The sequence below is a fragment of the Ralstonia psammae genome, assembly GCF_958405935.1.
GTDB classification, from domain to species: domain Bacteria; phylum Pseudomonadota; class Gammaproteobacteria; order Burkholderiales; family Burkholderiaceae; genus Ralstonia; species Ralstonia psammae.
On sequence record NZ_CATZBU010000001.1, the window covers coordinates 227,082 to 254,008 of the forward strand.

Consider the following 26,927-nt stretch of genomic DNA (forward strand, 5'->3'; position numbering starts at 1 on the left):
GCGGCGCTCGCGGTCAGGCCACAGCGGCCTGGCTCTGCGCACGCTGTTCCAGGATTTCCACAGCCGGCAGCGTCTTGCCTTCCAGGAATTCGAGGAACGCACCGCCGCCGGTGGAGATATAGCCCACCTTGTCGGCAATGTTGTACTTGGCGATGGCAGCCAGCGTGTCGCCGCCGCCCGCAATCGAAAAACCCGACGAGGCAGCAATCGCCTCGGCCAGCACCTTGGTGCCATTGCCGAACTGGTCGAATTCGAACACGCCGACCGGGCCGTTCCACACGATCGTGCCGGCGGTCTTGAGTTGTTCGGCCAGTTGGGCAGCCGTCTTCGGGCCGATGTCGAGAATCATGTCGTCGTCCGCCACATCCGCCACATCCTTGACGGTAGCGGCCGCGGTTGCGCTGAATTCCTTGGCGCACACCACGTCGACGGGAATGGGCACCGACGCGCCGCGTGCCGCCAGCATGTCGATGATGGCCTTTGCATCGCCCACCAGGTCGGCTTCCGCCAGCGATTTGCCGATCTTCAGGCCAGCAGCCAGCATGAACGTGTTGGCGATGCCGCCGCCGACGATCAGGTTATCCACCTTGTCGGCCAGCGACTTCAGGATGGTCAGCTTGGTCGAAACCTTCGAGCCGGCCACGATGGCCACCAGCGGACGCGCCGGCTGGCCCAGCGCCTTGCCCAGCGCATCCAGTTCAGCCGCGAGCAGCGGGCCTGCGCAGGCGATCGGAGCGAATTTGGCGATGCCGTGCGTGGTGGCTTCCGCGCGGTGAGCAGTGCCGAACGCGTCGTTGACGTAGATGTCGCACAGCTTGGCCATCTTCTGGGCCAGTTCGTCGCAGTTCTTCTTCTCGCCCTTGTTCACGCGGCAATTTTCCAGCAGCACGACCTGCCCAGGCGCCACGTCCACGCCGTCAACCCAGTTCTGCACCAACTTCACGTCGCGGCCCAGCAGTTCGGACAGGCGCTTGGCCACCGGTGCCAGCGAATCTTCAGGCTTGAATTCACCCTCGGTCGGACGGCCAAGGTGGGAGGTGACCATCACCGCGGCACCGGCGTCCAGCGCGGCCTGCACGGCCGGCACGGAGGCGCGGATGCGCGTGTCTTCGGTGATGTTGCCGGCATCGTCTTGCGGCACGTTGAGGTCGGCGCGGATGAACACGCGCTTACCGGCAAGCTTTCCTTCGGAGATGAGATCGGACAGACGCAGGACGTGAGGCATGGCAGCAACGGAAGAATCGCGGAAAACAGCGATTTTACCCGATGCGCCTGGTCAAAACGTGCGTTTCTCCGCCGAACCCTCCGGGCTCGACCGTCTTGCCGAAGCCGATTGGCGGCGACTACGCTGGCAGCGGCGTGCGACGGCGCAGCCGCATCCAGCCTTCGGCCGAATAGACGGCCAGACCCGCCCAGATCAGCACGTAGCCCGCCACCTTGGGGCCGGCAAACGGCTCGTTGTAAAGCCATACGCCCAGCAGCAGCTGCAGCGTCGGGCTCACGTATTGCAGCAAACCCAGCAGCGACAGCGGAATACGCCGCGCGCCGGCGCCAAACAGCAGCAGCGGCAGCGCCGTCAGCGGGCCGGCCAGCGCCAGCAGCCACTGCGTACCCGGCGATGCGGCCAGGAAGGCATTCTGATGCTGCGACGCCAGCCAGCCGAGATAGGCCAGCGCCAGCGGAAACAGCAGCAGTGTCTCCAGCGTCAACCCTTCCAGCGCGCCCAGCGGCGAGGTCTTGCGCAGCAAACCGTAGAACCCGAACGAGAACGCCAGCGCCAAGGCGATCCATGGCAGCGTGCCGGCCTGCCAGGTCAGCCACGCCACGCCGGCCGCGGCCAGCGCCACCGACACCCACTGCACCGGCCGCAGCCGCTCGCCCAGCACCAGCGCGGCCAGCATCACCACCACCAGCGGGTTGATGAAATAGCCCAGGCTGGCTTCGAGCACATGGTCGTGGTTGACGGCCCAGATGTAGGTCAGCCAGTTGGCGGCCAACAGGCTGGTGCTGGCCGCGTAGCGCCCCACCACGCGCGGTTGCGTGCGCAGCGCCCACAGCCACGCCCCGTGCCGCTTCACGAGCAGGATCACCACCATCACCGCCAATGACCAGATCACCCGGTGCGAGAGAATCTCCACCGGCGACACCGCCTTGAGCAGCTTGAAGTACAGCGGAAACAAGCCCCACATCGTGTAGGCCAGAAACGCGAAGATCACGCCATTGCGATTGGAACCCGACATGCTCATCCCCAAAGACGCAGCACGGTAAAAACGCCCATCCCGACGAAGATCATGCCGAGCATGCGCCGCGTCGCTACATAGAACGCGGTGGCGGCAACCCCGGCCATCAGGCGCGGGTTGGTCCAGGTCAGGTCCAGATGGCCTTGGTTCCAGAGCAGATCGGGCAGCACGATGGCGATCAGCGCGGCGGCCGGCGCAAAGCGCAGCGCGTGCTGCATGCGCACGGGCAGCGTCACGCGCTCACCCACGATCAGGAACAGCGAGCGCGTGATGATCGTCACCACCGTCATGCCGGCAATCACCAGCCAGATTTCGAGTGCGCTCATGCGTCGTCCTCTTCGGCTGCAATACGCGCAGCGCGACGGCGCTGCCACTGCAGGCGCGCCGCGGCCTCGTCCGCGGCCAGACCGGCAGCCATCGCGCCAGTGACGGCAATCACCAGGCTCAATCGATACGGCAGCTTGAAGGCAACCAGCGCCAGCACCGCCGCCACAGCCACCGCCATGAGGGTGGCACGGCTACGAATGGTCGACACCATGACAGGAATCAGCGCGAGCGTTCCGGCCAGCGCCAAGCCCCACGCATCAGGAAACAGGCTCGCCGCGACGATGCCCAGGATGGACGACACCTGCCAGCCCACGAAGCTCAGCAGGACCATGCCCCAGTAATAGCCCTCCTTGCCCGCCTGCGGCGCGGCCGAGGGGTACTGCTGGGTGAAGAGCACGAACGGCAGATCGCCGTTGAACACGCCCAGAACCACGCGCCGCATGAACGGCAGATGCCCGAAATGCTGCATCAGGCCGGCGCTGAAGATGATGAAGCGCACATTCACGATGAACGCCGTCAGCAGCGCGGTCCAAATCGGCAACCCTGCCGCCAGCAGCGGCAGCACCGCCAACTGCGACGACCCGGCATACACAAAGATCGTCATGCCGATGGCCTGCGGGATGGTCAGCACCGACTTGCTCATCGCCACGCCGGTCACCAGCCCCCAGGCGAGCACTGGCGGCATCGAGGGCATGTAGGCGCGCACGCCGGCAAAGAAGCCCGCGCGTTCGGCCGGATCGATGGCCTCCCAGCGGCGCTGCAATGCCGCCGCCCAGCGGACTAGCGCCATGGCGCCCCCAAAAGTGGCGAATCAGACTCTTTTTGATCGACCGGACAGAGGTAGCCGGCAGCGCGGGCGCGCAGGAACGTCGGGGGCGACATGGATGGCTCGTAGGAAACACACGATTATACTTTTGATGTTAAGCATCCGCTTAACGGCGACGCGCCGGTGCCCTGCGCTACGTAGCGATTCGTGCCGGGCGCCACGCACTGCAACAATCGGCGTTGGCGCGCCTGCGCCCACCCCTTACAATTTCGCCTTTGTCGGTTTTTGGACCTGCAGCCCATATTCGGGCGTGGCTGACCAGCTCAGACCGCGCCGGCATTCCTCACTCATCATGACCACGCAAACCGCACCCACGATCGAAATCGGCGCAGACGACCTGCCGCTGCATTGCCCGACCGCCAAAACGCCGGCCTGGAACTACCACCCGCGCGTGTTCCTCGACATTGCCGACACCGGCGAAGCCAAGTGCCCGTACTGCGGCACCGTCTACAAGCTGGCCCCCGGCGTTGAACTGAAGGGCCACCATTGAGCCGTCTTCACACGCAGTACAACGCCGGCCGCAAGGTACCTCCGGCACGTCAGGCGAGCTGATGATGCGCAAGATCCTCGTCGTCGCCCCCAACTGGATCGGTGATGCGCTGATGGCGCAGCCGCTGTTTGCGCAGCTCAAGGCGCGGCACCCGCGCGCGCAGATCCACGCGATCGCTCCGAAATGGGTCGCGCCCGTGCTCGCGCGCATGCCGGAAATCGCGCGCGTGCTGCCGACCGAACTCGCCCACGGCAAGCTGCAGCTCGGCAGCCGCACGATGTTCGCCCAGCAGCTCAAGGGCGAAACCTTCGATGCAGCCTATGTGCTGCCGAATTCGTTCAAGAGCGCGCTGATCCCGTGGCTGGCCGGCATTCCGCTGCGCATCGGCTACAAAGGCGAATCCCGCCTGGGCGTGCTGAACGTGCGCTACCCGAATCCGCCCAAGAACGCGCGTCCGCCGATGGTGCAACACTACGCGGCGCTGGCGTTCAAGCCCCATGCCAAGCTGCCCGACACCCTGCCCGACCCGAAGCTGGACGTTGATGTGCAGCGTGTGGCCGCCACCTCGGCCAAGTTCGGCATTCCGGGCAACGCGCGGCTGATCGCCTTCTGCCCGGGCGCGGAATACGGCCCCGCCAAGCGCTGGCCTGCCGAGCACTTTGCAGAGCTTGCGCAGATGCTGCGCCGCTCGTTCCCCTATGCGCAGATCGTCGCGCTCGGTTCGGGCAAGGACCGCGAGATGGCCAACGCCATCGTCGAACGTGCGCCGTTCGTGCGCAATCTGTGCGGCGAAACCTCGCTGGACGAAGCCATCGAGCTGCTTGCCCGCGCCGAAGCCGCCATCTGCAACGACTCCGGCCTGATGCACGTGACGGCTGCCCTGGGGCGCCCGCAGGTGGCCGTATTCGGCTCCAGCGACCCGCGCCACACGCCGCCCCTGTCCCCCGCTGCGAGTATCATGTGGCTCCATCTGGAGTGCAGCCCGTGCTTTGCACGCGAATGCCCGTTGGGCCACCTGCGCTGCCTGCGCGACATCGGCCCCGAGATGGTGTTTCATGAATTGCGCCGGCTGCTGCAGCCGCAGTAATACGCTCTCCTTAACGTTCACCGCCATGCCACGATTTGCCCGCCTGTTCGAAGCCGCCGAGGACATCCTCGAAGCCTATCGCGATGCGCTCAAGCGCCGCGATGCCGACGGCGCGCTCAAGCTGTGGCTCGATGAGGATTCGGTCAGTTTCATCCTGCCCGACGGTCAGCGCCTGCACGGCCACGAGCAACTGCGCGGTTGCCTCGATGCGCTGGTAGAGAAGAACCCGGTCTGGATCGAATGCCTCTCGCAGCAGGTGCATTCGTCGCTGGGGGTGTCGATCTTCGAAGCCACGGAAGCGCTGCGCTTCTCCGCCACCGCCACCGAGGCCGATCTGTACGTGCACACGACCTACGTGCTGATGCAGAACCACGAAGGTTGGCGCATCGCCCACGTGCATTCCAGCCAGGCCGCCGAAGAACGCGTGGCCGCCTCCATCGCCAGCGTCACGCACTCTCTGCACTAAGCTGCCGCGCTGGGCGTGGCTGCCGCCTCTTTCGATGACCCACCCGTCTCGCCACGCCACGCCCCTTGAATTGAATCTGGGCGCCCTGCCTGCAGGGCCGTTCGAGCCGCACGCGTTCCGCTCGCCGTGGTGGCTCATCGGCGGCAATGCGCAGACGATCGTGCCTGCCCGCCTGTGGCGCTTTCCGCGCATCACATACCGGCGCGAGCGCTGGGACACGCCCGACCACGACTTCATCGACCTCGACTGGACCACGCACGAGACCGACGCAAACGCGCCGCTCGTCGTCATGTTCCATGGTCTGGAGGGCGACTCGCGCAGCCATTACGCACGGCTGCTGATGGACGCGCTGCGCGCGCGCCGCTGGCCGGGCGTCATTCCGCACTTTCGCGGGTGCTCGGGCGAGATGAACCTCGCCCCGCGCATGTACCACTGCGGTGATGGCGCCGAGATTGCGTGGATCCTGGAACGCCTTTATCGGACGGTTTGCCAGCCGCACGGCCGCAAGCTGCTGGTCGTAGGCATCTCGCTCGGCGGCAATGCGCTGCTGCGCTACCTGGGCGAGCACGGTACCGACGCGTGCTACGTGAGCGCGGCTGCGACGGTCTCCGCACCACTGGATATGCGGGCCGGTGGCGCTGCGTTGTCCAGGGGCTTCAACATGGTCTACACGCGCATGTTCCTGCGCACGCTCAAAGACAAGGCCAACGCCAAGCTCGACCAGCATCCTGGCCTCTACGACCGCGCCGCCATGATGGCCACGCGCACGCTGGGGCAGTTCGACAACCTCGTCACCGCGCCGCTGCACGGTTTTTGCGACGTGCTCGACTACTGGACGCGCGCCTCGTCCAAACCCGTGCTGCGCGAGGTGCGTGTGCCAGCATTGGTACTGAACGCGCGCAACGACCCGTTCCTGCCCGGCCAGCATCTGCCCGGCCCAGCCGACGTGTCACCCGACATCACGCTCGACCAGCCGCTGCATGGCGGCCATGTTGGCTTCCTGCTGCGCCATGGCAATGCGGGCCGCGTCGACTGGATGCCCGCTCGTGTCCTGCGCTTTTTCGATGACGTATTGGGCCGCCAATCCAACGCGGACGACGCTCATGGATGACATCGTCCGCCAGGCCATGGCCAAGTGGCCGAACGTGCCGAACTGTTTTGGCTGGCTGGCACTGGATCGTCGGGGCCAATGGCGCATGCGCAACGAATACGCGCAGGCCAACAAGCTATCCGGCGAGCCGATTCGCCACGCGGCACTCGTCGACTTCATCGTGCGCAACTACGCGCGTGACGACGCCGGGCGCTGGTTTTTTCAGAACGGGCCGCAGCGGGTGTTTGTCGAACTCGATTACACGCCTTGGGTGGTGCGACTGTCAGCCGACGGTGCACCGCCAGCATTCACGACAACGACCGGCGCTGCGTTCTCGCCCAGCGGCTGCTGTGTCGATGAACAAGGTAGCGTGCTGCTCTCTGGGCGCGTGGGCGGATACGAAGCAGACGAGACCATCGCCCTGCTGCACGATCATGACCTGGAGCCGTTCTCCTCCTTGGCCCAATGGCACGCAGAGGCATGCGGGGCTGCGCTGGGTACGCTGACGCTGGGCGATCGGACGTTCGACATTGAGCCGATTGCGCGCGCGGAAGTCGCAAAGCGCTATGGCTTCGTGGCCCGGCCTGCGGAATAGTACCGACTGGCCGACCCACCCTACTTCGGCAACGCCTTGTCTTCCGCCTTCTCTTCCCGGTATTGGCGCTCCATCTGATGCAAGCGCGCGTCCACTTCGGATAGCGTGTAGAAATCCGCATCCCCGGCATCGCGGGCCAGCTTGAGCTGCTCCACCGCGGACCCCCACGCCCCATCCCGCGCGTACTTCTCCGCCAACGCGCGGTGCTGCTCAACGCGCTTGCCCTTGTCGGCATAGGCGCGGGCCAGCATGTCCCACCAGATCGGCTGGGCAGTGTCTTCGCGGGTCTTGTCTTTCAGATAGGGAATCGCGTCATCGGCCCGGCCGGCCGCCAGCAGCGTTTGCGCATACGTGATGCCCACCGCGCGCGACAGCGGATACGCAGCAAGCGCCGCACGCGCCAACGTCAGCGCCTCGGATGCGCGGTCACGAGCGCGCGCCAGTTCGATGGCCGTCACGTCCAACTCGACGCTGCCCGACGTGATGCCGGGAATGTTGCCGTACAGGCGTCGCGCCTCCTGCAGCGCCTGTTCTGCGTCATCCAGCCGCCCCGCCATCTGATTGGCGACGGCCACGCCGTACCAGAGCGCCGCCCGCTTCTCGACCGGGGCATCCGGCGCCGACGACAACTGCGAGCGCATCGCATTGCGCACGTCGATATAGGCACTCGTCGATGTCTCCTGCAGCACGCGCGCACGCACCTTCGCAAAACCAAATTCGGGCCGGCGCGGCTGGTGCGGATGCGGCAGGCCTCGTGCACGGTCCTCCATGTCGGCAATGCGCTCGCCGGTCAGCGGGTGGGTGCGCGCATAACCGGGAATCACGCCCGTGTCCGCGATGTTCGTCACGCGCTGCAATCGACGGAAGAAGTCCGGCATGCCGTCCGGGTTGTAGCCGGCGCCCGTGAGCAGCGTGAAGCCGACCCGGTCGGCCTCGCGCTCCGCGCCGCGCGAGAACGCGAGTTGGTTCGACACCGCCGCCGCCTGCCCGCCCATCGCCAGCGCCTGTGCGGCGTCACCGCTCTTCGTGGCGGCCAAACCGGCCAGCAGAATCGACGCCAGCGCAATCCACATCGACTCACCGGATTTGTCGATGCCGCGCGCAATATGCCGCTGCAGCACGTGGCCGATTTCGTGGCCGAGCACCGAGGCTAGCTCCGATTCACTCTCGGTCGCGACCAACGTACCCGTGTTCACGCCGATGTAGCCGCCCGGCAGCGCAAACGCGTTGATGCCGGGATCACGCACGGCAAACAGCTCGAAACTCGACGCCGACGTGCTGCCCGCCACGTGCTGACGGCGTGCCGCCTCGATCAACTTGTAGCCGATGGTGTTGAGGTAGTCGGTGATCAGCGGGTCGGGCACGAAGTCCGGATCGCGGCGGATCTGGCGCATCACGCGGTCGCCCAGGCGGCGCTCCATCTCGGGCGACAACGACGCAGTCGACGGATCGCCCATATCAGGCAACTCGTACGTCGGCGCGTCGATGACGGTCGGCTCCTTCGGCAAGTACGGCGACTGCCGGCCGATCTGCACGCTGCGGTTCAGGTTGCTTTGCACCTGATCGGCCGCCGCCGCGGAACCCGAGACCGGGTTGACCGAAGCCGCCGGGGCGGACGCCACCCCCTGCGCCAGCACGGGCAACGGCAGGGGCGCCAGCCACGTCGACAACAACACGGCAGCCGTCAGCTTGCGGACGCGCGGCCGAAAAAGTGAAAGCGTCATACGGAAAGCACGGAGAGCGGAATCAGCGCGGCAACATCGCCGCAAGCCGGGTGCTTGCTATCATAAAACGCTTCGTACTCTGGCCCGCCAAACGCGCTGTCACTCATGTCGCAACTCACCCACTTCGATTCCGCCGGACAAGCCCACATGGTCGACGTCGGCGACAAGGCTGTCACGCACCGCGTGGCGGTGGCCACCGGCACGATCCGCATGCTGCCCGAGACATTTGCGCTGGTGCGCGATGGCAACGCCAAGAAAGGCGATGTGCTGGGCATCGCGCGCATCGCAGCGATTCAAGGCTCCAAGCGGACGTCCGACCTCATTCCTCTGTGCCATCCGTTGGCGTTGACGAAGGTGGCTGTTGATTTTGAGCTGGACCAGGCGGCGAGCACTGTCCGCTGTACGGTTCGTGCCGAAACGCGAGGGCAGACTGGCGTGGAAATGGAGGCGCTGACTGCGGTGCAGGTGGGGCTGCTGACGATCTACGACATGTGCAAGGCCGTGGATCGGGGGATGGTGATTGGGGATGTGCGGTTGGTGGAGAAGCGGGGGGGGAAGTCGGGGGAGTGGGTGGCGGAATAATCATCGCGCGACAAAAGAAGAGCGCCTTTCCGACGCTCTTCTTTTATGGCTTGGCAGCATCAACGACACTCTGACGGAGCGATTCGAGCATCTAGAGTGGGGGTTGACGCTGGCTTCACCGAGTTTGCGCGGCCAGCAACGCCGCTGGCATAGCAATCCCACCGAATTGCGCCGACGGGGCGTTTGGACGCCGTCAATGCTTCGCCGTTTACGGTCGGCTTGAGCACCAGCGTATTGGCTCCGTCATCCGCCACATTCGAGGCGTATGCGATCTCGATCTCGCCGTTCGCTTGGTTAATCGTGACGCCGCTTGCCGCGACGTTGCGGGTCGCGCCGTTGGCTGTGTAACCCTGGTCAAAAGGAACGCCTGCGGCGGCATTCTCAGCCACCGCAGTCTTCGCTGTCGCCGCGAGTGCGAGCCCTTCTGTTACGCGCGAACGTGAAACGTAGTCCTGATACGCCGGCACCGCAATCGCCGCAAGGATGCCGACGATTGCGACAACGATCATCAGTTCGATCAGCGTAAAACCCCGTTGGGGCCGCTTACCTGCACTGTTCTTCAGCATTGACTTCTCCTCTATCGTTATTTCGGATTTTCAATTGCCGACTGCTTCTTGCAATTGAAAGGGAGAAGACTAAGCGAGTTGGTGCTGCTCCATACAAAGCGCAACGATTTTTGATGCTTCCAATAAGAAAGCGCCCAAAAAAGGGCGCTTCAATTATTGTGAGGCAACTAGTGCGTTTTCAATCCATGGCTTTAGCGCCGATACGAGCAGCTTTTCAGATTTAAGCCGAGTGCAAAGCGTCTTCAGCTTGCCATCGCCCTGCTTTTCACAGGCTTGCGTGAGAATCCAAGTCTGTGAAGCGTAGTCGGCGGGATAACTGGCGCGCATACGGCGCGCGTACACCATGGCTTCATCGGTCCGCCCCAAATACGCCAGTGCAAGCACGTAGCGTTGAACCGTCAGAGACCCGGGATAAAACTGCATGGCGTGGAATTCGAGCTTCTCCAAGGAGGATGCCATCTCGGAAGTCACGTTCCATTGAATCGCGAACGCCAGGTTCTCGTAGGGCAGCAACAACGTCGGCCCGTGCCCACCGTACCTAGCAATTTCTTTCTTTCCGCCGTCGGGCGAGTAGTGAAGGCGCTCCACGGCCTTGTAATCGCCCCAAAGATGGGCCATCAGCGCGACGGTGCCGATGGAAATGGCAGCAGTGGACACGAAGACCATGCCACTGGACGGCACCCGCAAATTGCGTTCGTCGGCGTAACCCAGAGCAAAAGCAAGTGGAAGCAGGAAAAACAGGTAGTGCAGCGGATACTCCAACATGGAATGCACACCCATGACCGCGGCAATGGAAAGCAGGAATGCCAACTCTGGCGTCATCCGGCGCTTTCGCAAACTCCACAGGAAGCCGAGCATGGGCAGCGCAATGGCAAGCAAGCCGAGCAGGCCGACCTTGGCGAGCTGATCCAACACGATGTTGTGCGCATTCAGCGACATCGTGACGGGGCCAAGCGCGTCAGTCTGTACAAATTGATTCCAGGCGTAGTCACCCCAGCCACCACCCAGCCACGGATGCGCGACGAACATATGCCATGCATGCACCCACAACTGCGTTCGTCCCGTGCCTTCCCCCAATCGATCCACCGTCGATGCGGACAACTCTAGATGCCAGAGCGCGTTGGCGTACTCGACCATCCAACTGCAAAGTTGGTAGGTCGCAACCAGCAAAACAACCGGTAGGCACGCCCGCATCCAGCGACGCACGCCGCGCTGATCCGCCGTCCATGCCATGCCGATCAGCCCGCCCACCACAATGATGTGCAGCCATGACATCCGCGAAAACGTCAGCGATATCCCGATCAGAAGGATCACTGCAACCACCGCAAGGGGCCATCGCGCGCGACGGCAACGTAGTGCCAGGAACATGCTGGCAGCCAAACCGAACGCAAGATACGACGCCAGATGGTTGGGCTGATTCATGTTGCCCCACAGGCGCCGGCGTGGAGGTTCGGGGGACGGCGCAATCAGCATTCGCGGCAGATCCGGCACACGAAATAGCTGCACCAGCTCAATCGCCACAGTTGCGAGGCACCCGACAATCAAGCCGATCGCCAACGCCTCCAGAACACCGGGCAACTCTCGGCTGCGGGCGCCCAGACTGCACGTCGCGGCGGCGGCCAACAGGAACACCGTCGCGGCGAGCGAGAAGAACGGATTCAGCGGTGGCGCAAGCAGCAGTTGCGCGAACAACGCGACAATCAACGCGAGCGGCGCCAGCGCGATCCGTGGCAGCCTCGTCTTGCTTCTCCATGTCACCGCCAGTACGGCAATCGCCAAGATGATCCAGCAGATGGCCGTCAGATATTCCACATAGAACGTCGGCATCGGCAGCGTATGCGGCGCAAACAGATACGGAAGCGCTCCGCTCATGGCCAGAGCAAACCAGAGCGGGAGGTACTGAAGACGAGATCGAAGCATGCGCAAAATCAGCGAAAGAAAGGGAATACGAGCGACGCAATCAAAGCACCGCTTGCGACGTCCGCGAGTGTAGTCGAACGAACCGCAAGTTAAGCTTGATGGCCTTCCAAACGCCATCTCACCCTGCGTACCCACACAAAGCAAAGGGCGCCCACAGGCGCCCTTGCATTTCTCTTATGCATTGATAGGCCAGCCACTACACGGGGCTGGTCAGCACAAGAATATAGCGATCAGTTCTGGCAAGCAGCCGGCAGGAACGGATACATGGCCGTTTGCGCTGCAGCCGACAGAGCACCTGCGGTCGCCGTACCGCACTGCCAGGCCACCGTACCATCAGTTTGGCCAACGCCAAACATACCCAGCATTTTGCCGTCAATCGACGAGTTGCCCGTGCTGCCCAGTGTCAGAATCACGCTGACCTTGGAGCCCGAAGGATTGTAGGCAACCGCGGCAATGTACTTCGTATTGAGGGGCGTCGACGTACTGATCGGGGAGTTGGTCGGGAACGAACCGCTCCCATTGTTTGCATAGGCCTCGGCAAGCGCGGAGCGGTCCGAGTCCAGCAGCGTCGTCGCTTCCGTCAGCTTCGACTTGACCATGTAGTTGTTGTAAGCCGGCAGCGCGATGGCAGCCAGAATACCGACGATCGCAACCACGATCATCAGTTCGATCAGCGTGAAACCCTTCTGGACACGCTTGTTCAGACGCAGCGACTTCATAAATTCCCCCGGATGTTTGGTTAAAGGTGAAGCGGTGGAGGTAGAGCAGGGATCGTGCCAACTCCAAACCCACGTTCCAGGCCGGAAAATGCGCCCCCGATGGACAACTGTGGGCAATGTCGAATGACAATTATTGACACATCGTGACAGAAGTCGTTAGTTTTGTGATTTATAATGCACAATAATCATTCGCGCCTTGATACGTTTCTGAACGGGCTCCTGTCGGTAGGGTCGCGATTTCCTTCGACTCAAAAAAAGCGATGCGGGCGACGAGTTACACACCCGTTGCCCGCCTCAACACACGTGTGAGCCCGTGCGGGCGTTCCTTCTCAGATGCCGTCAGTTCTGGCACGCCGCCGGCAAATATGGATACATGGATTGCACGGCCGCTCCGGAAGCGGAGTCATTCGCTGTTTGCGCGGTCGCGCAAGTCCACGCCACCGTCCCATCAGCCTTGCCAGTACCGAACATCCCCAGGTAGTGACCATCGATTTGGGCGTTACCCGTGTTGCCAAGCGTCACAACCACGCCAACGCCGGAAGTCGTTCCGGGGTTGTTGTACTTGATGCCGGTCACATACTGGGCGTTGCTCGCCACGGCCTGCGTAATGATGGGCGGCGAACTTGCACTCGGAAAGGTGCCGCTGTTGGATGAGTACGCCTCGTTGACTGCAACCCGTGCCGCGTCCAACGTCGTCGTCGCTTCGGTCAACTTCGACTTGACCATGTAGTTGTTGTAAGCCGGCAGCGCAATCGCCGCCAAAATTCCGACAATCGCCACCACGATCATCAGTTCGATCAGCGTAAAGCCGCCCGCCCGACGCCTTGTTCCCTTGCTGTGCTTGAAAGCCATGACCTCTCCCCAAAAGGCATTTTGTTGTTGGGAGGCCACCGTGCAGGGACTATGCCAAGGCACACACTGTGTATCTGCGCAAGAACTGGCGTGCTTTGTCGAAACTTCGGGCACAAATCTGACCGTTCTTGACAGAATTCCGGACAGAACCCGTCATCACCTACTTTCGAGGGGATTCGTTCGAACTAGGCCTGGCGCAACGATCGACGGCTCAACCACCAGCCAAGGGACACCACAAGAAGCGCCCCCACGCAGCCGATCACGATGCCCGCATACGGCACCGCCCGCTCAAACCAAGCCGCATCCACCGGGTCGGTGACGAGCATGTCGCCGGCAAGATACCCAAGCAGCGCCGCCCCGAGCGTGATGATGACCGGAAACCGCGCCATGACCCCCACCAGCAGCGTGCTGCCGAACACGATCAGCGGCACCGACAGCCCAAGCCCGAGCACGAGCAACAGAAACGTGGTGCCCGGCGGCCCCTTCTCTGCCGCAGCGGCCACGGCGACCACGTTATCGAGCGACATCACAAAGTCGGCAATGAGGATGGTCTGGATGGCGGGCCACAGGCCGGTGCGCTGGCGGTGGCCCCCGGAGGCTTCGCCTTCGGCTTCCGTGAGCAACTTGACGCCGATATAGAGCAGCAGCATCGCGCCGATCGTCTTCAGGTAGGGCAGTGCAAGCAGCTTGACGGCCAGCACGGTCAACACGACGCGCAGCACAATCGCGCCGGCGCTGCCCCAGAAAATGGCTTGCTTCTGCTGGCGCTTGGGCAAGTTGCGCGCGGCCAGGGCGATGACGACCGCGTTGTCGCCCGACAGCACGATGTTGGTCAGGATGATGGAGCCGAGTGCGAACCAGAATGCGCTTGAAGTGAGCGCCATAGTGTTTTCGAAGATGTCCTTGCGGGTTGGCGTGAGGTGAGCCGATTTCCTGCGTCTTGTGTGCTTATACACATGTCGTGCCTGGATCGCATGCTGCATCGCGACCAAACAAAAACGGGAGGCCAGGCCTCCCGTTCTCGCACAATCTCAAACCTTGCCGATTACAGCATCGCCTTGAGCAGACGCGCCATTTCCGACGGGTTCTTGGTGGTCTTGATACCGCAGGCTTCCATGATCTCCAGCTTGGCTTGCGCGGTGTCGGCGCCGCCCGAGATCAGCGCGCCGGCGTGGCCCATGCGCTTGCCCGGAGGCGCGGTCACGCCAGCGATGAAGCCAACCACCGGCTTCTTCATGTTGTCCTTGATCCAGTAAGCCGCGTTGGCTTCGTCCGGACCGCCGATCTCACCAATCATGACCACGGCGTCCGTTTCCGGATCGTCGTTGAACATCTTCATCACGTCGATGTGCTTCAGGCCGTTGATCGGGTCGCCGCCGATACCGACTGCCGACGATTGGCCCAGGCCCAGTGCAGTGAGCTGGCCCACGGCTTCGTACGTCAGCGTGCCCGAGCGCGACACCACGCCGATGCGGCCCTTGCGGTGGATGTGACCCGGCATGATGCCGATCTTGATTTCGTCCGGCGTGATCAGGCCCGGGCAGTTCGGGCCCAGCAGCAGCGTCTTGCTGCCGGCCTTACGCATCTTGTCCTTGACCATCATCATGTCGCGCACGGGGATGCCTTCGGTGATGCAAACCACCAGGTCCAGCTCGGCTTCGACAGCTTCCCAGATCGCGTCAGCTGCGCCTGCGGGCGGTACATAGATCACCGACACGGTCGCGCCGGTTTGTGCCTTGGCGTCCTTGACGGTTGCGTAGATGGGAATGCCTTCGAAGTCCTCGCCGGCCTTCTTCGGGTTCACGCCGGCGACGAAGCAGTTCTTGCCGTTGGCGTAGTCGCGGCAGCCGCGGGTGTGGAACTGGCCGGTCTTGCCGGTAATCCCCTGGGTGATGACCTTGGTGTCTTTGTTGATCAGAATCGACATGCTGTAATCCTTTTGTGCAGCGAGCCGCGCCGTTGTACCGTTTCGTACTTCGGGGCGCCGCTCGCGTTCGCGTATGGTTGGGTCAGCGGGCGGCTTACTTGCCGGCGGCTGCGGCCACGACCTTCTCGGCGGCCTCTGCCATCGTGTCTGCGGCGATGATGGGCAGGCCCGACTCGGCCAGCATCTTCTTGCCGAGGTCTTCGTTCGTGCCCTTCATGCGCACAACCAGCGGCACCGACAGCGACACAGCCTTCGACGCAGCGATCACGCCTTCGGCGATCACGTCGCAACGCATGATGCCGCCGAAGATGTTGACCAGGATGGCCTGCACATTCGGGTTCTTCAGCATCAGCTTGAAGGCTTCGGTCACCTTCTCGGTGGTGGCACCGCCGCCCACGTCGAGGAAGTTGGCCGGCTCGCCGCCGAACAGCTTGATGGTGTCCATCGTGGCCATGGCCAGACCGGCGCCGTTCACCAGGCAGCCGATGTTGCCGTCCAGCGAGATGTAGGCCAGGTCGAACTTCGAAGCTTCGATTTCGTTGGCGTCTTCTTCATCCAGATCGCGGTAGGCGACGATTTCCGGGTGACGGAACAGCGCGTTCGAGTCGAAGTTGAACTTGGCGTCCAGTGCGATGACCTTGCCGTCGCCGGTCAGGATCAGCGGGTTGATTTCAGCTTGCGAAGCGTCGGTTTCCCAGAATGCCTTATACAGGCCTTGCAGGGCTTGGCGAGCTTGCGGCACGCTCGCGTCGGGCACGCCGATCTTGCGGGCGATGTCGTCAGCCTGAGCGTCTTGCAGACCGGCTTGCGGATCGATCAGCAGCGTATGGATCTTTTCCGGGTGCGATTCAGCGACTTCTTCGATGTCCATGCCGCCTTCGCTCGAGGCCATCAGCGCGACCTGCTGCGACACACGGTCCACCACCAGCGAAACGTACAGTTCCTTCTTGATGTCCGCGCCTTCTTCGATCAGCAGGCGGTTGACCTTCTTGCCTTCCGGACCGGTCTGGTGCGTCACCAGCGTCATGCCCAGGATGCTGCTGGCGTAGGTCTTGACCTCGTCCATGCTCTTGGCAACCTTCACGCCGCCGCCTTTGCCACGGCCACCCGCATGAATCTGTGCCTTCACGACCCACACCGGGCCGCCCAGGGTTTCAGCAGCCTTGATGGCCTCGTCGACAGAGAAGGCCGGAATGCCGCGCGGAACCGGCACATTGTATTTGCGCAGGATTTCCTTGCCTTGGTACTCATGGATATTCATGCGTGTTTCCTTTGCTAGGCAGAGTGAGTGTGATGAGTGTTGAAAACGCGAGCAGCACGGTGCCCTTCAGGACGAGGGCTCAGGCGACAGCTCGGTGGGTGGCGGTTGGATCTTGGCTTCGGGCTGGTATGCAAACCAGCGCGGGTAATGCTTGCGGACCACCTCGCCCTCGAAATGCAGGGCATGGCAGCCGTGGAGTTGGTACGGCGGCTTTTCGCCGGGCTCGACAGGCCGGAGGTCGTTGGAGTTATCGCGCACCGGGAAGACATCGCCCGCGAAGGCCTGGATGGCGGCAGTCGGCAGTACACCACACAGTTCGGTCAGGTGCGTACAACCTGCCACGCCGCCGAGTCTCTCACGCGAGGCCTTTCGAAAACCCTTCATCAGGTTCAGGCCGATGAGCTTGCGGTAGGCCGGGCCAATCGTGTCGCAGTGTGTGGGGTACGGCACCCAGTCGGAACACGCTTCGGCATCCACGACGTTCATGCGGGTATCGATTGTCACGCGCAGCCACAGGTCATGCAGCGGCTGGCCTTCCGGGCGCACGCCGCCGCTGGCCAGGGGGATGTCACGTGGTTTGGTGTCGGTCAGGCGCGCTTCGATGTCCCACAGGCCGTCTTCCCGCAAATAGGCCTCCACCGTGATGGCACGGCGGTGGCGCATGACGCGCGGGACGGGAGCAGACAGAGGCATGGACCAGACGACTGATAGGACCGATGGAGGCGGCGCGCGCGGATCTCGCGCATCGCCCACGGGACATATGCAGCAGCGCATCAGCCGCCACACACGAACACTACCGTCCGGCTATTGAGATGAAGGACGGTACCAAAGACTTGAATTTTAACACGTCGTCACGCCCAGACTGGTCGCGTGCTGCAACGCAGTGTGAAAGCGGTTGCAACAACCGGGTAAGGTGCAACGGCCACGATCCGCACACAAGAGGATTGTCCGAGCGAATTGTTGCTAGATCGACGGCGTTCAGTCCGACTCGTCGCCATCTTCGAGCAGTTCATCGGCCCCCGCGATGATGCGCGACACCACCGACCGGGAGAATCCACGCGCCATCATGTATCGCACCTGCTTGGCCCGTTCGGCTAGATCGGCTGGTGGGCGGCCGAAGCGCTTTTCCCACAGAGCCTTGGCGCGCGCTGCTTCCGTGCTTTGCAGTTGCGCCTTGACCTCGCCCAGCGTCTCTGCGCCAAGCTGATGTGTTTTCAACTCCTGCATCAGGCGCGCCGTACCGTAGCGGCCCGCGCGGCGGTGCACCATGCTTTCGGCAAAACGCGTGTTGGAAAGCCAGTTTTCGCCTTCCAGCCAATCCAGCAGCGCATCGACCTCTTCGACGGATTCGGCGTGCGGCACCAACTTACGGCGCAACTCGACGCGACTGTGCTCGCGCCGAGACAGATAGCCCAGCGCACGTGCCTTCAGCGATAACGGTGGGCGTGGCAACGGCATACGGTTTCAGGCTCAAAAAGAAAACGCCCACCGTTGGGGGACGGCAGGCGTATGAAGCTCGATAGAGCCGTCGATCTGCGCCGACGGCCAACCCAATTACTCTTCTCCGACTTCCTCGGCCACTGCGACGGCGCCCATCGGCGTCACGCCCAGTGCTTCGCGGACCTTGTTCTCGATGTCGCGGGCGAGGTCAGGGTTCTCGCGCAGGTATTCGCGGCAGTTGTCGCGGCCTTGGCCGATGCGCTCGCCGCCGTAGCTGTACCAGGCGCCGGACTTCTCAACGATCTTGGCTTCCACGCCAAGGTCGATGATTTCGCCCTCGCGCGACACGCCCTGGCCGTAAAGGATGTCGAAGATGGCTTCGCGGAACGGCGGCGCCACCTTGTTCTTGACGACCTTGACCTTGGTCTCGTTGCCGACCACGTCGTCGCCCTTCTTGATCGAGCCGATGCGGCGGATGTCCAGACGCACCGAAGCGTAGAACTTGAGTGCGTTACCACCCGTGGTCGTTTCCGGCGAGCCAAACATCACGCCGATCTTCATGCGGATCTGGTTGATGAAGATGACCATGCAATTGGTCTTCTTGATGGTGCCGGTCAGCTTGCGCAGTGCTTGGCTCATCAGACGGGCCTGCAGGCCGGGCAGTGCGTCGCCCATTTCGCCTTCAATTTCAGCCTTTGGCACCAGGGCAGCCACCGAATCGATGACGATCAGGTCAACCGAGCCCGAGCGCACCAGCGCGTCCGCAATTTCTAGAGCTTGTTCACCCGTGTCCGGCTGGGAAATCAGCAGGTCCGGCACGCTCACACCAATCTTGTCGGCATAAGTGACGTCAAGCGCATGTTCAGCATCAATGAAGGCGCAAGTGCCGCCCAGCTTCTGCATCTCGGCAACCACCTGCAGTGTCAGGGTAGTTTTACCCGATGATTCCGGACCGTAAATTTCCACCACGCGGCCACGCGGCAAGCCACCAACGCCCAGCGCCACGTCCAACCCCAACGAACCTGTCGACACGACTTGGACCGGCTCGACCTCGGCGTCGCCCATCTTCATGATGGAGCCTTTGCCGAACTGCTTTTCGATCTGCGCGAGCGCGGCAGCCAGCGCCTTCTGCTTTTCTGCGCTCATTGCGGCTGCCTTCTTACCGTCTTCCATGGTCGTCCTTCGTGCAAATTGGTGTATAAATGGGCCGCAAGGGCTTGCGATTCCAGCGGTTGCCTGCAATAACGGGCCGCAGCGTGATTGCCCCCGACACGACCCATTTCATGACTTTAGCGCCGCCAAGACTACAGCACCGCGAATTCGGAGTACTGTATAAAAAACCAGTGGTTTTGACAAGTCTCCAGAACACATATCGCGCGAAAACAATGTAGCGGGCGGGATGGGCAAGACATCTTGCCCGGCATCGCGGGGAGACACGCATGCGCATTCTGATTGCCGAAGACGACGCCACGCTGGCTGACGGGCTTACTCGCTCGCTACGCCAGGCGGGTTATGCCGTCGACCAAGCCTCCGATGGGGCGACTGCCGACGCGGCGCTGTCCGCGCAAACGGCCCAAACCTATGACCTGCTGATTCTCGACGTGGGCCTGCCGCGCATGTCCGGGCTGGAGGTCCTCAAGCGCCTGCGCTCGCGCGGGGCCATGCTGCCGGTACTGATCCTGACCGCTGCCGACAGCGTGGAAGAACGCGTCAAGGGCCTGGACCTTGGCGCCGACGATTACATGGCCAAACCGTTCGCGCTGTCCGAGCTGGAAGCACGCGTGCGCGCGCTGGTGCGCCGCGGCACAGGCGGTGGCGCCACGCTCGTCCGCCATGGGCCGCTGGCGTTCGATCAGGTCGGGCGCATTGCCTATATCCATGAACAGGTGGTGGAACTGTCGGCACGCGAGATCGGGCTGCTGGAGATTCTGCTGGCGCGCGTCGGCCGCCTAGTGTCGAAAGAGCAACTGGTCGACCACCTGTGCGGCTGGGGCGAAGAAGTCAGCAACAACGCCATCGAGGTCTACATCCACCGGCTGCGCAAGAAGATCGAGGTGGAAGGCATTCGCATCGCTACCGTGCGCGGGCTGGGCTATTGCCTGGAACGCATGGCCACCCCGACGACAACCGCGACGGCTGCCCATGGGTGATCGGTTGGCCTGGCCGTGGCGTCGGCATCGCGCGTCGCTGCGCGACCGTGACGACACGACTCCCGGGACTGATGGCCGCGATGACGGCGGCGATCTCACCGACACCCTCCCCCACCTCGAAGACGACGCCACGCGGCCCGTCGCCCGCTCCCTCTTCGGCGAAATTCTCGACTGGATGCTTGCGCCGCTGCTGTTGCTCTGGCCGATGAGCATTGCGGTGACGTATCTGGTGGCCAAGTCGATTGCGAATGCGCCATACGACCGCGCGCTGGAATCGAGCGCGATCGTGCTCAGCCAGCAACTGCGCGAGGTGAACGGACGTGTGACGCTGCAACTGCCGATCTCGGCGCGCGAAATCTTGCGCGCGGACGAAACCGACAACATTTACTACCAGGTGCTCGGCACCAACGGCGAGTTTGTTTCCGGTGACCGCGACCTCCCGCTGCCGCCCGAAGAAGACGCCAACGCTGGTGGCCTCGTGCAACTGCGCGACGACCACATCCACGGCGCAGAGATTCGCGTTGCGTACACGTTCGTGCAGCGGCCAGGCTCTGGCGACAAGCCCGCGCTGGTGCAAGTGGCGGAAACGCTTGACAAGCGCGCGCAACTGGCGAACGAAATCATCAAGGGCGTGATCCTGCCGCAGTTCGTGATCCTGCCGCTGGCGGTGATCCTGGTGTGGTTCGGACTGACGCGTGGGCTGGCTCCGCTCAATGCGATTCAGGAGCGCATCCGCGCACGCAATCCGGGCGACACCAGCCCCATCGACGAAGGCGCCGCGCCGCAGGAACTGACGCCGCTGGTGGCATCGTTCAACGATCTGCTCGGGCGGCTGGAGCAATCGGTGCACACGCAGAAGCGCTTCATTGCGGACGCCGCGCATCAGATGAAGACGCCGCTGGCCGGCCTGCGCATGCAGGCAGAGTTGGCACAGCGCGAACAATCGCCCGACGAACTGCGCCGCACGCTCGCGCATATCGCCGACAGTTCGGATCGCACCGCGCACCTTGTCAAACAGTTGCTCTCGCTGGCGCGCATGGAAAACATGGGGGCCACCGACGGTCTGGTGCCGCTGGATATCTGTGCGCTGTCACGCCAGGTGGTGGCCGAGTGGCTGCCCAAGGCGTGGGCCAAGCAGATCGATCTCGGCTTTGAGGAGCCTGGGCCGCCGGTCACGATTTCGGGCAACGCGACGATGCTCGCCGAGATGCTCAATAACCTGCTCGACAACGCGATCCGCTACACACCCGACGGTGGACATGTCACCGTGCGCGTGACCACCGCGCCGTTCGAGCCGTTCGTCTTCATCGACGTAGACGACACTGGCCCAGGCATCCCCGTGGCCGAACGCGAGCGCGTGATGCAGCGCTTCTACCGCATTCTCGGGACACAGGCCGAGGGCAGTGGGCTGGGCCTGGCCATCGTGCGCGAAATCGTGCAGCAGCACGGCGGTGACATCGAGGTGCTCGACAACGTGTATCAGGCATCGCCGCGACTGGCGGGTGCGCGCTTTCGCATCACGCTGCACCGCTGCTCGCCGGGCGAGGAATCCAACGCATGAGCATCACGCCCGGAACCCCGGCGCGCCGCCGGTGGATCGCCAACATGCGCTGGATCGCGGCGTTGCTGGGAGTGTGGTTTGTCGTGACGTTCGTGATCGCGTTCTTTGCGCGCGACCTGTCGATGCACCTCTTCAACTCAGACTGGACCTTCGCCTACTGGGTCGGTGCGCAGGGGGCGCCCATCGTCTATGTGCTGATTACAGTGCTGTATGCATGGCGGACCAACCGCGTGGCGGATGCGGCCGCGCAACACGACGAAACCGCGCAGCGCGACGCATCGGAATCCTCCTCCCCGCCGTCCATCTGAAGCCCTGCGCGTTACGCACCGCCCAGATGACGCAGCTTCAAGAAGGCCAATGCGGCCATCACCGCGTCGTTAAGCGCGTCGTGCGCGTCCCAGGTCGGCAAATCCAGCTCCTTCATAACAGTGGCGAAGCGCAGGTCCAGATCGGGGTCACCCTGCTGCCGATACGGCGGCAGCTGCCGGAACTGATAGTCGTAATACAAGGCCGAGACTTCAATCTTGGGCTGGGGCAGACCGATGCCAAGCATGGGCACCACGATCCGATTGAGCATGGCCACATCGAACTCAAGGTAGTAACCCACCAGTGGCCTGCTGCCGATGAAGTGCAGCAGCGCGTGGACAGCCTGCTCGATCGGTACACCGCTGTCCAGGTCGCGATTGCGCAGGCGATGCACGCGGATGCTCTCTGCGCGCATCTCCCCTCGCGGCCTGATCAGCAACTCCAGGCGTTGACTGGTCAGAATGCGATTGCCGGCAATATGGACGGCTCCGATGGAGACAATCTCGTCGGTGCGCACGTTCAGGCCGGTGGTCTCGCAATCCAGCGCGACCCACTCGTCTGGTGGCGGCGGCTCGAACAGAAAGCCGAACGCCGGATCGCGCAACCTGCGCAGCAGGCGCCGCCTTTGCAGTGCCTGCAGCCAGTCGAAGAGCCGTCCGCTCATGGCCGCCCGCCCATGTTCACATCCACTCGGTACGCCAGCGCTGCCGCAGCAGCGCCTTGAACCGTTTGACCGTGCTCAGCGCATCCTTAAGCAGGTCACGTTCGAGCGACGACAGGCGCGACAGATGCACGTCGCACGACACCGGTTGGCGCGCATCGATCTCCGCCAGTCCGGCCTTGAGCCGCAACGTCATCAGAAAGTGCAGGCTCTCGCTCAACTCGGCGGCCATGTGCGCATCGAGCGCCTGAGCGCGTACCAGTGCATCCAGGCGCGGCACGGTGCCGGTCTCGTCGAGTACGTGGTGGGCGAGCGCCAGGCTGCGCACCCCGTGGACAATCGGGAAGATGCCCTCCTTCTTCACGTCGAGCACCGGGTCGGGATCGCTAAAGCCGAGCAAACGATCGCGCCAGCCCGGCGTGGCACTGAAGGCTTCAACGGCCGCAGCAAAACGGCCAAGTGCGGCGTCATTGTCGAGCGTCAGTTCCAGCAACGTCCGCCGCAGTTGCTTGAGCAAGGTGGCATCGCCGCATACCGCATGCGCATCGAAGAAGATTGCCAGATGCATCAAGCCCTCGGGGCTCGGCAGGATCAGCCATTCGCGAATGCGCCGCGCGAAGTCGCCTGCGTTCATGCACCACTCGGGCCGGCTGAGCATGACGCCGCCGGGGCAAGGTGGATAACCGAATGTGGCCAGCGCATCGGAGAAGCGGGTGACGATGCGTTGGAGATCAGGGGGCGGCACATAACCATCGCGCAGCACCAGCGCGTTGTCCTGATCGGTCTTGAGCAGTTGCTCGCCACGCCCCTCGCTGCCCATGACGAACAGGCAACTGTTGGCCACCAGTTCCGGTGGCGCAATCATCTGCCAGGCGCGTTCAAACAGGCGCGCGTTGATTTCGCGCACGAGGTGGGCGACGTGGTCGATGCGCGAACCGCCACGCGTGAGCAGCGCGACCATCCGCGTGATCTGCGCGGCCACCTGCGCGAGCGCGTCCAAGTCCTGGGCCAGGTTGATCTGCACTGTCAGCAGATACGAGTGGTTGGCCAGGAAGCTGAACACATCCAGTGATTCAAGCAAACCGAGAATCTCATCTCCACGCGTGACCACCAGCCGATGCACGCGATGGCGCAGCATCAGCGTCAGGGCGTCGCCGATCTGCGCGGAGGCTGGCACGGTGATGAGCGAGAACTGGCTCATCTGCCCCACCGGCAGGCGATCCAGCGGTGTGCCTTGCAGGACGGCGCGCTGCAAGGAGCTGCGTGTGAAGATGCCCACGCGCGGCGGGCTTCCGGTGCCGTCACGCACGAGCACGTTCGAGGTGTTATGTGCTTGGAACAGCTTGACCACGGAGACCACGTCCGTGTCGGCATCGACAAAATGGGCGGGCCGGATGAAGGCATCGCTCACGTGCGAGACCGCCAACGACTGCATCGTCTCCATGCTCTGCCGCTGAGCAATAGCGCTGAGCTTGCTGCCGAGGTCGGAGAAAAGCAGCGCGCCAAAGGTGGCGTTGGCGGCAATGAGGTCACGCACTGCCTGACGTGCGACCTGATAGACCACCACCTCTTCAGCAGCGACGAATCGACTGCTGGCCTTGCCGGCCACCAGCGCTCGGCCGTCGAAGCAATCATCGGGGCCATAGGTGGCAATCAGCTCGTCGCCATCGTACTGGGCGACGCCGCCCTTGATGATCATGAACAGATGCAGCGGTGCGGCACCCGTATCGAGAATGGTCTGCCCCTGCGGGTAATAACCGATGTCGACGGCATCGCGCACCAGGCGCTGCTCGTCCTGGTTGAGGCAATCGAACGGCCAGACGGCGAAGTTGAAAGCGCTAGGCATGGTTGCCTTAAAGGCGGGCGATGCAATGTTGTCGCCCGCCTCCGATCAGCGTGGCCAGTGGCCGATCAGTGGCCCGACGCGCCGGCCGCACCGAGGCCCGTTTCCGAGCGTACCTGCTGCGCGGCAAACGACGCCTTCTCGTTCTTGGCGCGAACGCTGCTGTCCAGCACCGAGAACAACCACACGCCCACAAAGCCGATCGTCATCGAGAACAGCGCGGGCGAGGTGTACGGGAACCATGCCGAGCCCTTCGGATAACCGAGCGTGGCTTCCCACACCGACGGTGAAACGATCGTCAGGCCCACCGACGAGATCAACCCAAGGAACCCGCCTATAACCGCACCACGCGTGGTACAGCCCTTCCACAGCATCGAGAGGAACAGCACCGGGAAGTTGGCCGATGCCGCCACCGCAAACGCCAGCGACACCATGAACGCGATGTTCTGTTTCTCGAAAGCGATGCCCAGCAACACGGCGATCACGCCCAGCACCAGCGTGGTGATGCGCGACACTTTGAGCTCATCGGCGCTGTTGGCGTTGCCGTTCTTGAACACCGTGGCGTAGAGATCGTGCGACACCGCCGAGGCACCCGACAGCGTGAGCCCAGCCACCACCGCAAGAATCGTGGCGAAGGCCACAGCCGAGATGAAGCCGTAGAACACGTCGCCGCCCACCGTCTTGGCCACCAGCACTGCTGCCATGTTGGCCGTTCCTGCGCCGCCCTTGATCACGCCCTTGGCAACGTCGGACAGCTCCGGATTGGTCAACACCAGGGTGATCGCCCCGAAACCGATGATGAAGATCAGGATGTAGAAGTAGCCGATCCAGGTGGTCGCCCAGAACACCGATTTACGGGCTTCCTTGGCGTCCGGCACCGTGAAGAAACGCATCAGGATGTGCGGCAGACCGGCGGTGCCGAACATCAACGCCATGCCGAACGAGATGGCCGAGATCGGGTCCTTGATGAAACCGCCCGGCGCCATCACCGACAAACCGATCTTGGCGGCCTCATCGGGCGATTTTCCGGCATTGGCTGCAATGGCAGTCTTGACCTGCACAGCCTTGGCGAACAGCGCCTCCAGGCTGAAACCGTACTGCGCCAGGACCATGATGGCCATGAACGTCACGCCGGCCAGCAGCAGGCACGCCTTGATGATCTGCACCCAGGTCGTTGCGGTCATCCCACCGAAGAGCACGTAGACCATCATCAACGCGCCGACGATCACCACGGCGATCCAGTAATCAAGCCCGAACAGCAGCTTGATGAGCTGGCCTGCGCCCACCATCTGAGCGATCAGATAGAAGGCCACGACCACCAGCGTGCCAACGGCGGCAAAGCTGCGGATCGGGCCTTGCTCGAACCGGTAGCCCGCCACGTCTGCAAAGGTGAACTTACCGAGGTTGCGCAGCCGCTCGGCCATCAGGAACGTGATGATCGGCCAGCCGACCAGAAAGCCGATCGAGTAGATCAGGCCGTCGTAGCCGGAGGTCATCACGGCCGCGGAGATGCCCAGGAAGGACGCCGCCGACATGTAGTCGCCCGAGATGGCCAGGCCATTCTGGAAACCGGTGATGCCGCCGCCCGCCGTATAGAAATCTGCCGCGGAGCGCGTGCGCTTGGCCGCCCACTTCGTGATCCAGAGTGTGCCTGCCACAAACAGTGCGAACAGCACGATGGCCGTGGTGTTGGTTTCCTGCTTGGCGGTCTGTCCGACATCGCCGCCGGCAGCCAGAGCCGCTCCGCAGGCGCCAGCGGCCAGTAACGCCACCAGCAGGATCGAAAGCATCTTCTTCATTTGGCGATGTCCTTCAGGATGTCCTGCGTCAGTTGATCGTATTCGCTGTTGGCCCGGCGCACGTAGATGCCGGTAATGACGACGGTGAAGATGATGACGGCCATACCGACCGGCACACCCACGCTCATCACGCCTGTGCCCACGGGCTTGGCGAGAAACGGCTTGTCGAATGCGATCAGCGCGATGTAGCCGTAATACACGACCAACATCAGCACTGTCAGAACGAGGCCTAGCTTGTTGCGTCGCTGTTTGAGCTGCGCATATTTCGGATGCGCCTCGATTTTTCCTACCAATCCATCCTGCATCGCCTGTCTCCTGGTTTGCTCTTGGAATGTGTGCGGCGATTCTGGATAGCGAAACTGACTGAACTCTTACTCACGCCCTCCGTGGCGGTGTTACCCCGATAGTGGTTTTCCCTAGCGCTGCAAAACAACATAAGAAACAGCGCGCGGCCTCCCACGACAAACGGATCGCGGCGCGGCTTCGATCGTCCGA

At 63.1% G+C, this 26,927-nt stretch carries 28 protein-coding genes; 9 read left to right on the plus strand and 19 right to left on the minus strand.

Annotated features, from left to right (window positions below; all coding sequences use genetic code 11):
* Positions 1–13: 13 nt before the first annotated feature.
* The 4 genes from R2N16_RS01100 to R2N16_RS01115 form a co-directional block, all read right to left on the minus strand.
* On the minus strand, positions 14–1,225 hold the full coding sequence (locus R2N16_RS01100; RefSeq protein ID WP_316663669.1) for a phosphoglycerate kinase: 1,212 nt from the start codon (positions 1,223–1,225) through the stop codon (positions 14–16).
* A gap of 118 nt (positions 1,226–1,343) precedes the next feature.
* Positions 1,344–2,240, minus strand: coding sequence for an EamA family transporter RarD (gene rarD, locus R2N16_RS01105; RefSeq protein ID WP_316663670.1), 897 nt, complete (start codon positions 2,238–2,240; stop codon positions 1,344–1,346).
* A gap of 2 nt (positions 2,241–2,242) precedes the next feature.
* On the minus strand, positions 2,243–2,566 hold the full coding sequence (locus R2N16_RS01110) for an AzlD domain-containing protein (protein ID WP_316663671.1): 324 nt from the start codon (positions 2,564–2,566) through the stop codon (positions 2,243–2,245).
* Positions 2,563–3,357 (minus strand): AzlC family ABC transporter permease, encoded by a 795-nt coding sequence (locus R2N16_RS01115; protein ID WP_316663672.1) that lies wholly within the window; start codon positions 3,355–3,357, stop codon positions 2,563–2,565. The genes R2N16_RS01110 and R2N16_RS01115 overlap by 4 nt, the downstream gene beginning before the upstream one ends.
* Positions 3,358–3,685: 328 nt before the next feature.
* On the opposite strand from R2N16_RS01115, the gene R2N16_RS01120 reads away from it, so the two are divergent.
* From R2N16_RS01120 to R2N16_RS01140, 5 genes are all read left to right on the plus strand, one after another.
* On the plus strand, positions 3,686–3,883 hold the full coding sequence (locus R2N16_RS01120) for a zinc-finger domain-containing protein (RefSeq protein ID WP_004636130.1): 198 nt from the start codon (positions 3,686–3,688) through the stop codon (positions 3,881–3,883).
* A 61-nt stretch (positions 3,884–3,944) separates the two neighbouring features.
* On the plus strand, positions 3,945–4,970 hold the full coding sequence (gene waaF / locus R2N16_RS01125) for a lipopolysaccharide heptosyltransferase II (protein ID WP_004636133.1): 1,026 nt from the start codon (positions 3,945–3,947) through the stop codon (positions 4,968–4,970).
* A 25-nt stretch (positions 4,971–4,995) separates the two neighbouring features.
* The gene (locus R2N16_RS01130; RefSeq protein WP_009239042.1) at positions 4,996–5,436 is read left to right on the plus strand and encodes a YybH family protein; all 441 of its coding nucleotides are present in this window, start codon (positions 4,996–4,998) and stop codon (positions 5,434–5,436) included.
* Positions 5,437–5,470: 34 nt separating this feature from the next.
* Complete coding sequence (locus R2N16_RS01135; protein ID WP_316663674.1) at positions 5,471–6,547, plus strand: YheT family hydrolase; 1,077 nt, start codon at positions 5,471–5,473, stop codon at positions 6,545–6,547.
* A complete protein-coding gene (locus tag R2N16_RS01140) occupies positions 6,540–7,121 on the plus strand; it encodes a DUF2946 family protein (protein ID WP_316663675.1) in 582 nt (193 codons plus the stop codon). The genes R2N16_RS01135 and R2N16_RS01140 overlap by 8 nt, the downstream gene beginning before the upstream one ends.
* Before the next feature lie 20 nt (positions 7,122–7,141).
* Here R2N16_RS01140 and R2N16_RS01145 read toward each other — a convergent pair whose 3' ends face one another.
* Positions 7,142–8,845 (minus strand): beta-barrel assembly-enhancing protease, encoded by a 1,704-nt coding sequence (locus tag R2N16_RS01145; RefSeq protein ID WP_316663676.1) that lies wholly within the window; start codon positions 8,843–8,845, stop codon positions 7,142–7,144.
* Positions 8,846–8,950: 105 nt separating this feature from the next.
* Between R2N16_RS01145 and moaC the strand changes: the two genes are divergently transcribed.
* The gene (gene moaC / locus R2N16_RS01150) at positions 8,951–9,427 is read left to right on the plus strand and encodes a cyclic pyranopterin monophosphate synthase MoaC (protein WP_316663677.1); all 477 of its coding nucleotides are present in this window, start codon (positions 8,951–8,953) and stop codon (positions 9,425–9,427) included.
* A gap of 59 nt (positions 9,428–9,486) precedes the next feature.
* Here the strand turns inward: moaC and R2N16_RS01155 are convergent, their stop codons facing one another.
* From R2N16_RS01155 to recA, 10 genes are all read right to left on the minus strand, one after another.
* A complete protein-coding gene (locus tag R2N16_RS01155; protein ID WP_316663679.1) occupies positions 9,487–9,993 on the minus strand; it encodes a pilin in 507 nt (168 codons plus the stop codon).
* Positions 9,994–10,146: 153 nt separating this feature from the next.
* Positions 10,147–11,913 (minus strand): Wzy polymerase domain-containing protein, encoded by a 1,767-nt coding sequence (locus R2N16_RS01160; RefSeq protein ID WP_316663681.1) that lies wholly within the window; start codon positions 11,911–11,913, stop codon positions 10,147–10,149.
* A gap of 230 nt (positions 11,914–12,143) precedes the next feature.
* Entirely contained in the window at positions 12,144–12,632 is a 489-nt protein-coding gene (locus R2N16_RS01165; protein WP_316663683.1) for a pilin, read from the minus strand.
* Positions 12,633–12,971: 339 nt separating this feature from the next.
* Positions 12,972–13,484: a pilin gene (locus R2N16_RS01170; RefSeq protein WP_316663685.1), complete on the minus strand. Its 513-nt coding sequence runs from the start codon at positions 13,482–13,484 to the stop codon at positions 12,972–12,974.
* A gap of 185 nt (positions 13,485–13,669) precedes the next feature.
* Positions 13,670–14,368 (minus strand): TerC family protein, encoded by a 699-nt coding sequence (locus R2N16_RS01175; protein ID WP_316663687.1) that lies wholly within the window; start codon positions 14,366–14,368, stop codon positions 13,670–13,672.
* Between the two features lie 161 nt (positions 14,369–14,529).
* Positions 14,530–15,411 (minus strand): succinate--CoA ligase subunit alpha, encoded by an 882-nt coding sequence (gene sucD, locus R2N16_RS01180; protein ID WP_316663689.1) that lies wholly within the window; start codon positions 15,409–15,411, stop codon positions 14,530–14,532.
* A 94-nt stretch (positions 15,412–15,505) separates the two neighbouring features.
* Positions 15,506–16,672 carry an ADP-forming succinate--CoA ligase subunit beta gene (sucC, locus tag R2N16_RS01185; RefSeq protein ID WP_316663690.1) on the minus strand — a complete coding sequence of 389 codons (1,167 nt, stop codon included), beginning with the start codon at positions 16,670–16,672 and terminating at the stop codon, positions 15,506–15,508.
* A gap of 66 nt (positions 16,673–16,738) precedes the next feature.
* Entirely contained in the window at positions 16,739–17,365 is a 627-nt protein-coding gene (locus R2N16_RS01190; RefSeq protein ID WP_316663692.1) for a DUF2889 domain-containing protein, read from the minus strand.
* 285 nt (positions 17,366–17,650) lie between these two features.
* On the minus strand, positions 17,651–18,130 hold the full coding sequence (gene recX / locus R2N16_RS01195) for a recombination regulator RecX (RefSeq protein ID WP_316663694.1): 480 nt from the start codon (positions 18,128–18,130) through the stop codon (positions 17,651–17,653).
* Positions 18,131–18,226: 96 nt separating this feature from the next.
* Entirely contained in the window at positions 18,227–19,285 is a 1,059-nt protein-coding gene (gene recA, locus R2N16_RS01200) for a recombinase RecA (RefSeq protein WP_252691679.1), read from the minus strand.
* Positions 19,286–19,551: 266 nt separating this feature from the next.
* On the opposite strand from recA, the gene R2N16_RS01205 reads away from it, so the two are divergent.
* From R2N16_RS01205 to R2N16_RS01215, 3 genes are read left to right on the plus strand one after another with little or no spacing between them, the layout of a single operon-like run.
* Complete coding sequence (locus R2N16_RS01205; protein WP_260798217.1) at positions 19,552–20,262, plus strand: response regulator; 711 nt, start codon at positions 19,552–19,554, stop codon at positions 20,260–20,262.
* Positions 20,255–21,823, plus strand: coding sequence for a sensor histidine kinase (locus tag R2N16_RS01210; protein ID WP_316663700.1), 1,569 nt, complete (start codon positions 20,255–20,257; stop codon positions 21,821–21,823). The genes R2N16_RS01205 and R2N16_RS01210 overlap by 8 nt, the downstream gene beginning before the upstream one ends.
* Entirely contained in the window at positions 21,820–22,131 is a 312-nt protein-coding gene (locus R2N16_RS01215; RefSeq protein ID WP_316663702.1) for a DUF4212 domain-containing protein, read from the plus strand. Before R2N16_RS01210 ends, R2N16_RS01215 begins: the two co-directional genes overlap by 4 nt.
* Before the next feature lie 11 nt (positions 22,132–22,142).
* Here R2N16_RS01215 and R2N16_RS01220 read toward each other — a convergent pair whose 3' ends face one another.
* The 4 genes from R2N16_RS01220 to R2N16_RS01235 form a co-directional block, all read right to left on the minus strand.
* Entirely contained in the window at positions 22,143–22,793 is a 651-nt protein-coding gene (locus R2N16_RS01220; protein ID WP_316663704.1) for a 3'-5' exonuclease, read from the minus strand.
* A gap of 16 nt (positions 22,794–22,809) precedes the next feature.
* Entirely contained in the window at positions 22,810–24,636 is a 1,827-nt protein-coding gene (locus R2N16_RS01225) for a DUF294 nucleotidyltransferase-like domain-containing protein (protein WP_316663705.1), read from the minus strand.
* Positions 24,637–24,701: 65 nt separating this feature from the next.
* Positions 24,702–26,432, minus strand: coding sequence for a cation acetate symporter (locus tag R2N16_RS01230; protein WP_316663706.1), 1,731 nt, complete (start codon positions 26,430–26,432; stop codon positions 24,702–24,704).
* Positions 26,429–26,737 (minus strand): DUF485 domain-containing protein, encoded by a 309-nt coding sequence (locus R2N16_RS01235; protein WP_316663707.1) that lies wholly within the window; start codon positions 26,735–26,737, stop codon positions 26,429–26,431. Before R2N16_RS01235 ends, R2N16_RS01230 begins: the two co-directional genes overlap by 4 nt.
* Positions 26,738–26,927: the final 190 nt, after the last annotated feature.